General features: G+C 39.9%; 8 protein-coding genes. 4 read left to right on the top strand and 4 right to left on the bottom strand.

All coding sequences use genetic code 11. The annotated features are described in order from the left end of the window. Positions 1 to 317: 317 nt before the first annotated feature. The 3 genes from KPX09_RS00430 to KPX09_RS00420 form a co-directional block, all read right to left on the bottom strand. Positions 318 to 1688 (bottom strand): PleD family two-component system response regulator, encoded by a 1371-nt coding sequence (locus KPX09_RS00430; protein WP_249548447.1) that lies wholly within the window; start codon positions 1686 to 1688, stop codon positions 318 to 320. Positions 1689 to 1846: 158 nt separating this feature from the next. Then, positions 1847 to 2293: a twin-arginine translocase TatA/TatE family subunit gene (locus KPX09_RS00425; protein WP_249548445.1), complete on the bottom strand. Its 447-nt coding sequence runs from the start codon at positions 2291 to 2293 to the stop codon at positions 1847 to 1849. After that, positions 2286 to 7091 carry an NAD-glutamate dehydrogenase gene (locus tag KPX09_RS00420; RefSeq protein ID WP_249548443.1) on the bottom strand — a complete coding sequence of 1602 codons (4806 nt, stop codon included), beginning with the start codon at positions 7089 to 7091 and terminating at the stop codon, positions 2286 to 2288. Before KPX09_RS00420 ends, KPX09_RS00425 begins: the two co-directional genes overlap by 8 nt. A gap of 1336 nt (positions 7092 to 8427) precedes the next feature. On the opposite strand from KPX09_RS00420, the gene KPX09_RS00415 reads away from it, so the two are divergent. Continuing rightward, the gene (locus KPX09_RS00415) at positions 8428 to 9066 is read left to right on the top strand and encodes an exopolysaccharide biosynthesis protein (RefSeq protein ID WP_249548450.1); all 639 of its coding nucleotides are present in this window, start codon (positions 8428 to 8430) and stop codon (positions 9064 to 9066) included. Beyond that, on the top strand, positions 9063 to 10451 hold the full coding sequence (gene cysS, locus KPX09_RS00410) for a cysteine--tRNA ligase (protein WP_249548442.1): 1389 nt from the start codon (positions 9063 to 9065) through the stop codon (positions 10449 to 10451). The genes KPX09_RS00415 and cysS overlap by 4 nt, the downstream gene beginning before the upstream one ends. A 996-nt stretch (positions 10452 to 11447) precedes the next feature. On the opposite strand, the gene KPX09_RS00405 is transcribed toward cysS, so the two are convergent. Then, a complete protein-coding gene (locus KPX09_RS00405) occupies positions 11448 to 11630 on the bottom strand; it encodes a hypothetical protein (protein WP_249548441.1) in 183 nt (60 codons plus the stop codon). Positions 11631 to 12631: 1001 nt separating this feature from the next. On the opposite strand from KPX09_RS00405, the gene KPX09_RS00400 reads away from it, so the two are divergent. Then, positions 12632 to 13603: a ribonucleotide-diphosphate reductase subunit beta gene (locus tag KPX09_RS00400; RefSeq protein WP_249548440.1), complete on the top strand. Its 972-nt coding sequence runs from the start codon at positions 12632 to 12634 to the stop codon at positions 13601 to 13603. Next, complete coding sequence (locus KPX09_RS00395) at positions 13593 to 14186, top strand: TlpA family protein disulfide reductase (RefSeq protein ID WP_249548438.1); 594 nt, start codon at positions 13593 to 13595, stop codon at positions 14184 to 14186. Before KPX09_RS00400 ends, KPX09_RS00395 begins: the two co-directional genes overlap by 11 nt. Positions 14187 to 15206 lie beyond the last annotated feature (1020 nt).

Genomic DNA, 15206 nt, shown 5'->3' with positions numbered 1-15206 from the left:
GCAAATAAAAAAGAGTAGGGGTGATTGCAGCAAAAGTATTGTCAGCGAAACAGCGGTATACTTATTTATGAAAATGCATTTTTTAGATCTATAATATCTTATTTAGGCTAAGCCATATCTAGAAATCTTCAAGAGATGCTTATAATTCAGAGCTAGTGGCATGTAGTTGGTTAAGAGCTCTATAGTATCTTGTGCTACATTGAAAGTATAACAAAGGATGGTAGAGAGTTTACTGCTAATTGAGTATAAGAGGGCTTTTATTACGCGGTTTTTCAGAAGCCAAGCAAGTTGAGACGATCATCCTAATGAGAACAAATTTAGATTTTTTCAGACACAACAGAGTTTCTAGTTTTTTTTGCAACGTAAAGCAACTTATCTGCTCGAGTAAGTAGCTGTTCAGCTGTCTCTCCGCTTCTCAAGTTGGCCGCTCCTATGCTTAAAGTTTTGTTTAAAGGACCTGCACTTGTAGTAAAGGGAGATTCTGCCATTATACGTCGTAGCCTGTCTGCAACTAACGTAGCCTCTTCTATACCTGTTTCAGGCATAATTATAACAAATTCCTCTCCGCCATACCTTGCCAGCAGATCGGATATTCTTATGCTATTGAAGATTCGTTTGCATATCTGCTGCAGTATTTCATCTCCGACCTGATGGCCTAAAGAGTCATTCACCTGCTTAAAATGGTCAATATCTAGTAGCAGTACGGAGAGAGGTTTGTCTTTTTCTTTTGATTCATTGAGTATATTTTGGAAGTACATCTCGAAGTAACGCCTGTTATAGCATCCTGTAAGAGAATCCCTTATAGACATTTCTGCATTGTTCTTTAGGTGTGACCTTAAGGCATTTTGATATCTTTTCTTTTTGATTTGTAAGTTTACTCTGGCAACAAGTTCGTTATTACAAATCGGAACCATGATGTAATCGCTAATTCCTATGTCAAACGCCTTATGCAATATCTTTGTGTCTTCGCTTTCATCGATGAGCAATAATACGGATGTATAGCGTGACTCTTCATTGCTGTTTCGGAACTCTGAGCAAAGTCTTAACCCGTCTCCGGCAAAGTGCATATCTATAATGAGTAAATCATACTTCGCCGCGTTGGTGGAATTTATGTTCTGGGTAGGGTCGCTGAGTATAGTAGTCTCCTGGAAGCTTTCCTGTAAGACATTATTTATGCTTTCAGCTCGGATTTTATCTTCATCAATTATAAGAATCTTACCATCAGAAATCTGATTTGCATAATGCATGATATTATAATCTACCATGCTCATATCTTCAGTAGTCTTGCCCCTAAGCCTTAGCTCATCTACTAATATCTTGAACCGAGTAAGAGACTTGATTCTGGAAAATAGCGCAACATCATCTATAGGCTTTGTCAGAAAATCGTCTGCACCAGCGCTCAGACCATTAACCCTATTACTTGTAGTATTATCTAAAGCTGTAACCATTACTATAGGTATATACGCAATGGCAGGGTTCGTACGCATGTTTTTACACGTTTCATACCCGTCCATTCCTGGCATCATGACATCGAGAAGTATCAAATCTGGTTGATGTTCTTCCGCCATCCGTATTGCTTCAGGGCCACTTGTGGCAGTAATTACAGTATAGTATTCCGCTGTAAGCTTTGCTTGCAATAATTTAATGTTGGAAAGCAAGTCGTCCACTATTAGTATTTTAGCAGTCACATTACACTCACTATTTTACCGTCTTGCACAATACAATGAATCGTACCTGACACTATAGTCTTGCTTCATATAAGATTTACAAGTGTAGAAGAAATAGATAAAACATTTCTTATTTTGTATTACGCATAAAATAACATAGGTATACCTCACGATGCTGGTTATTTTTTACCATTCTCCTTGACTGATGCATCATCAATATCATTCACCGTAGTTATCACACATTTATGTACAGGTAAGTTGTCAACAGACCTCTCATCTTCCTCATTACAAGAAACCTCAGGATTATCGTCCAAACGGGTATTGATATCAGTACATCTGTTTTTAACTAAATCATCAACATCAAAAGCCTCGTATACCATGCCATCATCACCTATAATCTGCTTGGTGCCGCGTATAACCACAGCATCTTTTGCAACCAGACTCGGATCTGAGTCTGGTTCTTCACATACACCTTTCAAGGAATCTAGTATTTCACCCTTTATAGCTTCAAACTTCCTATAGTACGCTCCAGCAGATTTTAGCAGAGTTGGGAGTTTCTTCGGATCAGTAACTAAGCAACCAACTACAACGATAAGTAATACTTCAGAGATGCCAATATTAAGCATCGCAGTCTTTACCTAAAGTAAATACACTCAGAGACCTGATAATCAATACAAGCTTGCTAAGATCAAGCTGAGCTGAATTTATGTCTTCAAGAAACCTATAGTACCCGTCAAGCTGATTCCTATGTTGCTCACACCATGTAGCAACAGACTCCTGCGCAACTGTATCTATAGATTCTTGCATATCAGACTGTTTCGGTATCATGTGCTTGATTATGTTCTTAGCAATTATCGACTGATAATCGCTCAAATCATCCAATAAGTTTCTAATAGCAATACGCTGCCAGTACGGAGATACAGAATCCATTTGCGTCGCTAAATCACGTATTCTGCTAAAGCTTAAAACTGACCTTAGTCTGAAATATATTCGTCCAACAGTTACAAGATCTACGCCTGAATTCTCTGAAAGGTCAATTATGTCCATACCAAAAATTGAGAACTCAAGCCCAGCAATCCGCTGAGCAACCTTTGGATTAATGTCCGTCTTAGGTAAATCCTCATGCGCAGAACGATACGCATCCAAAAACTCGTCGCAAAGTACACTTGTAAGCTGACTCTCTAATAATAATGTCTTCTCCGAAAGACTATCTAGTCTCTTTTCTATATCAGAAAACTTGTGCATATGCCTGAAGAGCCAAAAAGTAACTTGCCCTACAAACTTCTGAACTTTGCGGACTATCCTCACATAGTCGTCTATACCAATAGCTCCATCCACCCTGTCCAACTCACTCCATATGTCATGGAGATTATATACTCGCGCAATAATAACGTATATCCTCACTATCATATCTATGGATATACCCATGCTCTCGATATGACTAGCAAATACACAACCCATCCTGTTCACGATATCGTTAGATATACAAGTAGCCAGAATTTCGTGCTTCAACTTATGCTTCCGTATGTACTGAGCGAAACGATCCCTCATACTCTCTGGAAAATATGTCAGCAAGTACCGCGACTCATACACATGTTCTAGACCACTGCGAAGTAACAAACCAGACTTTATAATCTCACCCTTAATAAACATTCTAGTATAAGCAATGAGCACAGCTATCTGAGGCGCACTGAAGCCTTTAGATTCGGAAATCATTTTCTGAATCTCTTCGTCACTTGGCATAAACTCTATAGCTCTGTCAAGCATTCCAATTTTTTCTAGATACTGCATGATCCTGTGGTGTTGCTCAACGCGCTTAGGTGCCTGCAAACACTCCAGCATCAGTGCTCGGGTTTCAAGAGTATTATGGCGTGTCAAAATAATGCCAAGCACGTCATGCAACATCTCGTCTAGTATTTTATTCCTTGCATTAAGAGATATAAAATTATCTCTGACAGCCATTCCCATGCATATCTTCAGATTCACTTCAAAATCCGAACATATCACCCCTCCAGAATTGTCAACAAAGTCAGTATTGATTTGCCCTCCAGCTTCTGCATACTCAACACGACCCAGCTGAGTACACCCAAGATTTCCACCTTCTACTATCATGGATGCTCTTACATCTTTTCCATCAATGCGTAGGCTATCATTTGCCTTATCACCAACAACCGCATTGTTTTCCTTCGAAGATTTAACGTAGGTTCCTATACCACCGTTCCATATCATATCTACAGGGGCCTTGAGCATATACTTAATAAGGCAATTCGGCGATATACTACTCTCCCGGTCTTCTATTCCGAAACACTGCCTCATTTCCTTGGTCAGAGAAATAGATTTAGAAGATCGACAGAAAACGCCTCCACCTTTGGAAATTAGAGCAGAGTTATAATCCTGCCATGATGATCCAGGAGTGTTAAATAGCCTTTTTCTCTCAACAAAACTCTTCTCAGGATCTGGTGTAGGATCTACAAAGATATGCTTGTGATTAAACGCTCCCAGAAGACAAATTTTATCAGACATGAGCATCCCATTTCCGAAAACGTCACCAGACATATCACCAATACCAATAACGGTAAAAGTACTCCTTTGGATATCTCTACCCATAACCCAAAAGTGCCTTTGTGCCGCTACCCATGCCCCTTTTGCAGTTATACCAATCTTCTTATGATCAAAACCTACAGAGCCTCCCGATGCAAAAGCATCACCTAACCAAAAGTTATACTCTGCGGACACCTCATTCGCATAATCAGAGAAAGAAGCAGTGCCCTTGTCTGCGGCAACCACAAGGTATGAATCGTCGTCATCGTATCGTACAATACCATCAGCGGCAACGCATTGGCCATCTACTATGTTGTCTGTAATATCCAGAATGCCGCGCAAGAAGTTCTTATAACACTCTACAGCATACTCTACAGATGAAGCTTTCTTAGAATCTCCCTTAAGAATAAATCCACCTTTCGAACCCACAGGCACAATAACAGAATTTTTCGTCATCTGCGCCTTCATAAGGCCTAATATCTCAGTACGAAAATCTTCAGATCTGTCCGACCAGCGCAAGCCACCCCTAGCAACTCTACCACCACGTAAGTGTATGCCTTCAAACTCATTCGAATAGACATATATTTCGCGGAACGGGCGCGGTAGCGGCATATCAGGAACTGCACAAGAGTCTATCTTTATAGACAAGTATGGCTTATCACCTTGATAGTAACTAGTACGCAATATAGCCATTATGAGCATGTATATGCTCTTTAGTACATAATCGTGTACAACATCAGAAACCTGAGCAAACAAATCTTCTATCGACTTGCGAACCGACGCCACTTTCTCTTCGCGGCCTTCAGATAACTTTGGATCAAACCTGGCCTCAAACAGCTTCACAAACAAGTTGATCATGTCTGGATACTTGCGCACTACTTTCTGTATGTACGACTGACTGTAATTAAACGATATTTGCTTCAAGTATCTACTGAGCGCCCTAATGAGTAAGACCTCTTTCCACTGGAGATTTGCCAAAATTACTAGACTGTTAAAATAATCATTCTCTGTTTTCTTACAGAATACTTGCTTGAGTACTGTTTCAAATTGCCTCTTAACCCTGTGATGATCCAACGATCTATGAGTGTTTGATAATACAAAATGATGCATCTGCACGCACTGACCATACACATTAACATCATAGCCGTAGTGAAGAGACATCTTCGCGCCCATTTTCTTCACCACATTGAGCACCTTGGACAGCCGTAAATCACTTTCCGAAGGTACATATATCTTAAGTTGGTACTGACTGTTATTATCAAGCAGATAAAGATCTACTTCCCCTATACCACTCTCCAGAACCTTATGGATTTTTAGGATATCATGACATGCGCTCCTAGGAGCAAAGTATTCCTGATAACTCTTCGGAAAAGCAGTGACATACTCCAAGAATTTAGAGCCCATCTTCTCCATGATGACTTCTGCAAGCCTATCTTCCCAGCGCTTTGTTGTCTCCACTACAAGCTTTTCTATATCCCTTTCGGAGAGCAAACACTCAGCATCAGCAGCAACTTTAACAGTGAACTGTAACCTCACAAGATCAGACTCGTTGTACATATTGTAGTACTTTCCAACGACTTCTCCCATCAAAGTTCCCTCTAGCACCAGAGCAATTCTATCAGCGAGTTCAGTGCTAGCTACACTCTTAGGAATAAAGATAATACATACTATAAACCCGTTTACAGTATCCCTTAGCGTGAACAATTTAACCTTAGGGTTACCTGATAAGGAAAGAATACCCATCGAAATTTGAAAGAGCTCCTCTTCAGAAGCGCGCAATAGCTCCTCTCTTGAGAATTTCTGGATTATGGTAAAAAGGGCTTTACCATTGTGTCCATACCTCATAAACCCAGACCGCGCCTCTGCATATTCCACCTTGCGCCGAATAATAGGTATATCAAGAACGCTCTGGAAGGCCACTGCAGAGGTGAAGAAACCGTAAAAGCAGCTCTCTTTGATTACATCTCCTGAGGTATTAAATGTTTTTACACCCACGCACATCATATATTCGTGCCTATGCACATTAGACACAAGGTTTGACTGAGCTACATACAAGTGTACGCGCCCATAAGCAGAGCCTTTTGTGGACTCCCTATGGCTTTCTATCCTAGCCAAGCCTAGACTGCGCTCTAGTAGCAAAACCAGATCTTCACTTGAAGATGGAGACTTAACATATTCCTCAAATCCCAAGAATACAAAGTTATCAGAGGACATCCATTTCAAAAAATGGCAGATTTCACTACAACTTAGATCTTTCTCAAAGTCATGCAATAAGTCGCTAACTCGATCGAGCATAGGCTTCCAATCATTTACGCAGCAGGTAACTGAATAAAGGGCTTTTTCTACATCAGCCTTCAACTTTTCTTGCAAATCTTTACTGGTCTTGCCTACCACAAAGTACGCCACAGACTCACAAGTTCCATTTTCTACACAAGAGTTAGACGGCAGTATATCTACATCAACTATTCCGCTACCATCTCTCTTTATATGGAGCACAGAGTTGGTATAGTGATAGATAGGAAGATCGTGCTTTTTAATGGCGATCATCACTGAATCCACTATAAACGGCAAATTATCATTGGCCGTTTCAACAATTGTAAGAGATTCATCAGGGAAGTTCGGCCTTGCAACATCAAACACCCTTACTAAGCTTTCCCCTGGCTTTCTTTGGTTTATGAATTGGTATAAATCCTCTGCCATGTGTAGAAGAAACTCAGCACTCAATTCCATATCCGTGCTGTACGAAAAGTTATAAAACTTTTCTATAAAGCTCTTCAGCAGATCATATTTTATATTTTGAGGCGATTTACGACTCAAAGCTTCTAGTACAGAGGGAACCACATGCCCGTCAAAGCTAGAAGAATTGTCTCCGGTAGTGTGCATCTTTAACGTATATTTAATAACAGAAGACTTGTAATGAAAACAAACGAGAGGATATCATATCTCACGGCTGTCAAAACACAACTAATTTGACAAAATTGCTACACGTGAACTTATCATCTCAAGAGGTAGCGCAGTAATCATGTATTAAAATGTTAAAAAAGCACTTAAGCACTATTCATGTACTGCAGTAAAAAATCCAAAAGTAATGGTTTGCTGCATTTTCAGTCACTATTATGAGCGAGATGCAACAGAACCTACATCAAGAAGTTGGGGGGAAACTAAGGTTACGGTAGTTTTTTTCTAGGTTGAATGACCGCTGAAATTATTAGTGCCCTTTCGGGCTGGTCTATGGGCTAGTTTTTTTCAATATGCTCTTAGGAATACCTGTTGCATTTATACACAGAATGCAAAGTATAAGTTGGTGCATTACTAAAATATTCATTACTTTTGCAGATAATGCTGCCTTGCGTTCTGTATGCGTAATATGCATACTTGGTACAAGACATCTTTGCATACGTATCGTATTTTGCCTGAACGAGGTACAGGCACCATCTTCTACAGGAAATCGCATGTTATGCAGGCTTGTATACGCTCCCCATGTATCTAAAAGTCCTGGTAGTTGGTTTTTGGGGCTCGCTGGAGTAGACACACTTTACCAGAACGTCTTTCCGGGATTAAGAAAACACGATTTTATGTTGCTCAAAACAAAATTTCATCTGAAAGCAACATTCAGTAAGTGCTGTTGCGGGGTGCTGAGGCAGGTATACGCAATTCTTGAAGGTATCAATTAGATTTTAAAAGTAAAGTGTTATATATAGAATGTAATATATTGTAATTATCGAAATTTTATTAAAAAGAGAAAGTCTCTAGATTATCCAGAGAGCTTACAAGCAGCTTTATTGTTACCACTTATGCTGTTGGATCTTCAAATATTTGCACAAGGATGTTTAAAAAAAATCCTGCGTTTAAGCGTGATTTACCTAAGGTTAGAAGGCACGGCTTTGATAGGTCTTTAAATGTGGTTTGTGCCTTGCGATATTATATGCAAAAAATAACAACGCCGCATTTTTGAGATGCAGTATTCATTGCGATATATGCTAAGTGTAACATTATATATGATATGTAATTATCGGAGTTTCTTATGGAAAATAGCATATGGAAATCCTCGTAATAGGTCTACTGTGCATCATGGCATATGCACTCAAGGTTGTTGTATTTGTCATGCAAAATAGGTTACCAATACGGGATGAGTAGTGGTGTTAGGCGTATATTTCGCTATACACTATTTCTCTATTATGGTATCTCATTGACTGACCTGCGTTCTCGTGGATTTTGTATGGATACTGGTAAGGACAGGAGGGCTGTCTCTGATATACTGGAAGAGGTCAGTGTACAGGGGAGTGCAGACACAGTTACTCTGTACGAACTTAAAATGATACTTCGTGACCGAGGTTTTGGTGTGCTGATGCTGCTGTTTTCCTTGCCTCTTTCCATACCAATTCCTGTTGTACCTGGATATACGACAATTTTGTCGTTGCCGCTGCTGCTGTTCTCCATGCAGATGTTAATGGGTATGTCTATACCATGGCTGCCGGCGTTTTTGGAAAGAAAATCTTTTAAGCGCAGCTTTCTTGCAGCTGTTATAGAGAAGACATCGCCTTTTCTTAGAAAAACGGAGAGGTGGACAAAGCCTAGGATGCTGTTCATATTCTGCGATGTTGGGGAGAGGACAATAGCTATGCTGTGTCTGTTATGTGCAATATCAATTGCTATACCGCTTCCCCTGACAAACTTTATTCCTGCGGGAGGGATATCAGCCATGGCGCTTGGTGTACTGAATAAAGATGGAGTTTTAGTTATAGTGGGTGTATTGCTCGCGTTTTTGGGAATTTCCGTCACGTCTATTGTCTTGATTGCTGGTCCGAAGCTCGTAATGGGGATGTTCTCTTTTATCTACAAATTTTTTGTAATATGAAGCTGTACGATACTTTTAGTGCTGCCAAGAGGGTATTTGACCCTATAGATAGAGCATGCGTGAAAATTTATGCATGTGGTCCTACGGTTTATGATCTGGCGCATATAGGGAATGCGCGCTCAGCTGTTGTTTATGATGTTCTCTTTAGATTATTGAGAGAGCTGTATCCTGAGGTAATTTACGTTCGTAACATTACGGATGTCGACGATAAGATAATAAACGCTGCTGCAGAAACGGGGCAGAACATAGGTGACTTCACAGAGAGGTATATAAAGTACTTCCATGAGGATATGAATGCGCTTAACTGTTTATCACCTACGGTGGAGCCAAGGGCGACTGCCGAAATAGATACTATGCTTCAGCTTATTGGTAGGTTGGTGGAAGGTGGGCACGCTTACGTAAAAGGTGGTTCTGTGTATTTCAGTATTTCATCTCATAGGTATTACGGTAGGCTATCTGGCAGGAAGATAGACGAGATGATTTCTGGGAATAGGGTTAGTATTGACGCTAAGAAATTGCATCCTGGGGATTTTGTTTTGTGGAAGCCGGCAACTGAGAAAGACATTAAGTTAGGAGCAGCTTGGGAAAGCCCGTGGGGTAGGGGTAGGCCTGGTTGGCATATAGAATGTTCTGCCATGAGCTATCGCTATCTTGGTGAAAGTTTTGATATTCACGGGGGAGGAGCTGATTTAATGTTTCCTCATCACGAGAATGAACTTGCGCAAAATATGTGTGCGTTTTCTGGTAGTGAATACGCTAGGTACTGGGTACATAACGGGTTTCTCACTGTCAATGCAGGAGAAAAAATGAGCAAATCCCTTGGTAATGTGATTACTGTAAGGGGATTAAGAAATAGCGGTATTGAAGGGGCGGTGATACGGTATGTGTTCTTATGTACACACTATAGAAAGCCGCTTGATTGGAATGAAAAGGCCATTTTTGATGCTCAGAGCGCTCTAAGTAAAATGCGTAGGTCTTGCATGGAATTTACATCTGAAGAGCTGAATTCTGGCATAGAAGAAGTCGAAGTTCATGATACGTTCTTAGAAGCTTTAAAAGATGATATTAACACGCCTATGGCAATTGTGGAATTGCATGCGTTGGTAGGAGAGATAAATAAAACTACTGATTTTAAGGAGCGGCTGAAATTGGCTAGAGTGCTCAATCGCAGTGCTAAGTTAATGGGAATTACCGACGGTTTTGCCGGAAAATCTACCGAAGAAGCGGTAGATGTGGATAAGATTCAGGAACTTTTAGAGCGTAGACGGGAAGCAAGAAATTCTGGTAATTACGCTTTAGCAGATGAGATACGGGATCAGCTACATTCTATAGGAATTGTGATAAAAGATGACAAGGATGGTGTTACGCGTTGGACTAGGGCTTAATTAAGGATATTTCAGATTCCAATTACTATGGAGATTTCCTTTAGTAAGGGCTTTGGCAATAGCAGTACGGTGTTGTGGGGTAAAGACTAGTAGTACAATACCTATCAAATGCGAGATTGTCGGTCAGAGCACGAGTTCACGTTTTTCTAGCCTCCGGTGTTGTTTGGGTGTTTTTGTCCGTGCTGGACTTATGATGAGATATATAGCGTTTGATGATTTGTTGAGGGGCTGCTACTCTGTCAGGCATGGTTTATAGTCTTGATACATAGCGCTTGTCACCTTGGGAATGTGTTTCATGAGAACGTGTAATATTTGAAGATCCGTTGTTTATTTCTGTAGTAAGGTAAGAACATTATAAATACTGCTTATAACCTTATACTCTTCGATGATTCTGTATAGAAATGGGCTGTAACGTGAGATATTCTTCAGGAAATGGAAGGCGAAGCTCTGTCGGAAGATTTATAGAATAGCAAATTCTGAAGATCTGCTGTTATACGTGTACGTGAAGTTTTTGTACTGGTTATTACTGTGTTGTACTATCACAAAACTTCCTATAGTCAGATTTTCTCTCTTTTTGTTCGAATATATCATATGTTTTCGCAGACAACATATCGTGAAGGAGAAGTGCGACTGATGTGTGATATCTTTTACGTGGACCAATGCAGCAAAGAAGGTATATATAGATACCAAGTATTTTACAGTCTCTCTCTTTTAGCGCATCTGATATAGTATTTCCAAATATTTCACTTATGCATTGTTATTCAGCCTGCTTGCTGGATAGTAAGTTGAGTATAGTAATATTTGAGAAGAGTTATCTCTCAGTAATGTACCGTTATTAGGCATTATAGCGTATTCCATACCCTTATTATCGAGTTAGTAAATGTTACTATCATTGCTTTTGTATAGGTTTTTTTGAGATATGGCAGGCTACGAGCTTGTCTACAAGGAATATCTCGGTCTCGAAGATACTCACCCCACTGTTTACATTCCAGAGAACTACACTTCCATAACCAATAGCGTGAAATGCCGCTTCATTGCATCTGATAGCATTACTGGAGAAGTTGCACCAGCCAATGGGCTCAGCATTATGAGCAAAACACGGAGTCCGTTTTCAGGACGAAGTTCGACTTCTCTTGTAGAAGATTCATGAACAAGTATGTTCAGTTTTTTGCAAGACACGAAAATACATGAATCATGTGTGTATGACATACAAGTATATTGAGAGAGGAGGCGTAATCAAATTCGCGTATTAGCTGCGTTTTAATATTGCGTGCTCTATGCATCCTCCCTGGATACGGTATTTTCTGTGATCCATGCTGCATGAAGCATGCATGTGGTGAGCTCTGATGCGTTGTTCTTTATCTTGGTATTTTACTTGGTACTTAAGTTAAAGGGTTTGCAGCCTTGTTTTTAGAAGATGATACAAAAGTGGTAGGGGGATTGCTGTATGAGGTTTCAGGAAACCTCTATTGCTAGTACTTGTGTGGAGTGTTTTTAGAACATTATAAGAAGCATTAGTTTTAACAGAAGATTATTGGGCAGTCAGAGTATAGATATTACAAATCGATTATAGTACGTTCTGTGTTTGATGTGTTATGGCTAGTATTGGACATTGCTCCTAACACTGCTATAGGATTTTGCGGGGGATAGATCGCATTTTTTGGATTTACTTCTCAGCTTTCACCGTGTTTTGGTTGCTGACAAAAGTTGTAGAGGGTAAACGTATTTGTTCTCTATTGTTATGTATAAATTTTCTCAAAGAGCTGTTTGATATATAACTTTAGTATTATCTTGTAAAATTAAGAATGAAAATACCCTAGTACAATATATTGTACCATATGTGTACGGTATGGTACTTGTTTTTGCATGGTATATTTTAAAAAAGCCAAAAAATTTTTTTCAATTTTATGTTGAAGGGAGAATATTGCTCTATAGACTGAGGTAAAGCATACGATTTTCTGATAATTTAGGCCTGTGCTATTAGGGAGATCCGATGTAAGATAAATACTCGTACTCATTAAGGAAACGAGCTTCAGTTCCAAGGCTTTTGCTGTGCAGTACTTGTATATAGTGGTTTGTATTGCTATTAAGAATATGGCACTAAGGTTGTGGTCTGAGATTGACAATTTTCACACTTATTCGTAAGGTTTAGCCGTGAGCTTTTTCTGAGGGTAGCGAGCATGTCGCTGTTAGATGCTAAGCCTGTATACAAGCCTTTTGACTATCCGTGGGCGTATGATGCATGGTTATGTCAACAGAGGATTCATTGGTTGCCCGAAGAAGTGCCTCTTGCTGATGATGTGCAGGATTGGAAGACCATGCTCTCTGAGAAAGAGAAGAATCTCCTCGTGCAGATTTTCCGCTTTTTTACTCAGGCGGATATAGAGGTGAATAATTGCTATATGAAGCACTATTCTAATATCTTCAGACCTACGGAGATATGCATGATGCTGTCTGCGTTTTCCAATATGGAGACCATACACGTGGCGGCGTATTCGTACTTGCTCGATACTATTGGGATGCCTGAGGTAGAATATCAGGCGTTTTTGAAGTTTGAGGTCATGAAGAAGAAATATGACTACATGCAGAGGTTTGAAGAGTGCAAGAGGGGTGATAAGAGACATGTAGCTAAGACTCTTGCTGTGTTTGGTGCGTTTACAGAAGGGTTACAGTTATTCGCTTCTTTCGCGATTTTGCTAAATTTTCAACGTTTCGGTAAGATGAAAGGGATGGGGCAGATTATAGCTTGGTCTGCACGTGATGAGAGTTTGCATACAGATTCTATCATAAAGTTGTTCAACACCTTCATCCATGAAAACGGTGAGATATGGGACGATGATCTGAAACAAGAGCTTTACGATGCGTGTAAAGTTATAGTAATGCTTGAGGACGAGTTTATAGACCTTGCATTTGCTTTGGGTGATGTTGATGGTCTTTCCGCGTGTGAAGTGAAGAGGTATATACGCTTCATAGCCAATAGAAGGTTAAAGCAGCTGCACTTGGAGCCTATTTATGATGTCGCGGAGAATCCGTTACCATGGTTGGATGAGATTTTGAATGGTGTGGAGCATACAAACTTCTTCGAGAATAGGGTTACTGAATATGCTCGAGCCGCAACGGAGGGGACCTGGGAGGAAGCGTTTGAGGATTAGCAAGTGGCTTACATGTGCTATAGCTGTATTGCTTGCACTTTCGTGTTATGCGCATGCTGCTGAGCAAGTTTTGCAACACAGGCTTGTTCAGGAGGTAATGCCCCGGGTTTTTGTAGAAGGAAAAGTTAGTAGAGGTTTCAAGGTCAGTAACAAGTCCCTTGCAGATTTGGATGGGAAGGAGCTTACCTTACGGGATATCGCTCAGGATAAAGTATGTGTCATTGTGTTTTGGGCGCCGTGGAATCTAGATTCGGTAATTCTACTTCAGGGAATCCAGCGAGTTTCGGAAAATCTTGCAGCAAAAGATTTGGGGGATGCAGTAGTGGTTTTGCCCATCTCAGATGTGGGTATCGATGATGTTTCTACAGTGTTGCGTGCACGCGATAGCTATAATCTCACGCTCTCCATGTATATTGATGTGAAGCATGAGCTTTTTGATTATTTTGATGTTACGGCTATTCCCTTGACTTTGGTAGTTAATAAGAAGGGAGAAGTGATATACCGCATTGTAGGATATATGCAGTGGGAGAATGCAGCAGTAGAGAACGAGCTTTTATCCATTGTGAATCAAGCGCAGGAATAGGAAGTTATAGTGCTCTTATGAGGGATTATCTCCTGGTTTTATACCCGGTGGAAGTTGTAAATCTTCAGAAAATATAGCGATATCACATACTTTCTTTTATATCTTAAGATATCATTTTCTAATGAAGATTTTCGATGGAAGATAGCTAAGGATCCAAGTGTTTATATGCATTAGATTAGTGATAAGTATTGTAACGGAATAGAAGTATACTATTCCTCATGACTATATTTAGAGTCTTTGGGAAGTTGACGACGCTGATATAATCATAGTAGGGGTTGCAAACTTCGAAGTCTCGACAAGCATCTATCTTGCTTAAAAGGGCTACAAAGTAGTCATATTCCGTTTGTATATTCTATCATTATGCCAATAGATTCTACAGCTCTAAGCTAATAAATTTGTTGTTGGTTTTTTATGATTTTCCCATTACGTTCTGCGCTTCTAGTGCACAATATACAGAACGATACGATAAGGAAGCTATGAGACGTAGAGAAATTTTTTGCCCCGGTAGTGTATACGATCTTCCAGAAAGTACCACGCTATATGATTACATTTTAGCAAACGCTCAACCTAAGTAATGGTATTGGAGTAGCATAGTGGTATTTGTTTATCTGCACTGAAGTAAAACTTTTATCGTATAAAAGTCAAAATACTTTGACAATGTGCAAATGTTTTTCCTATCAGCATTTCTCTTATCTTTACAGATAAGTTTGCGTGATGTGCATAGCGAAAATGTAGCGTTATATGGCAGTAATAGAAGCACTGAAGGGGTTTTTTTTAACTCTTCTTAGTAAAACTGGCTAATATGCGCTTTTTTTTCTAATAGTCACAATTTTGCAGCATAATTATAGTTATGCCGCCTTGTTAGATGCTTGTTTAGGATGAGTTGTGGGTATGGATCGTTAATATAGGTGCAGTGCCAGTTACAGACGTAAATCTTGGGTGGAGACTACCGCCGCAACAACACTGCGAGCGCTGTTCCATCACATTTAATGTATATGGAAATAGAGTGGCGACTTACTT

It is taken from the genome of Anaplasma phagocytophilum (assembly GCF_023476575.1).
GTDB lineage: Bacteria > Pseudomonadota > Alphaproteobacteria > Rickettsiales > Anaplasmataceae > Anaplasma > Anaplasma phagocytophilum_A.
The sequence above is the reverse complement of the archived record's forward strand: the minus strand, read 5'-3'. Positions and strand labels throughout refer to the sequence as shown.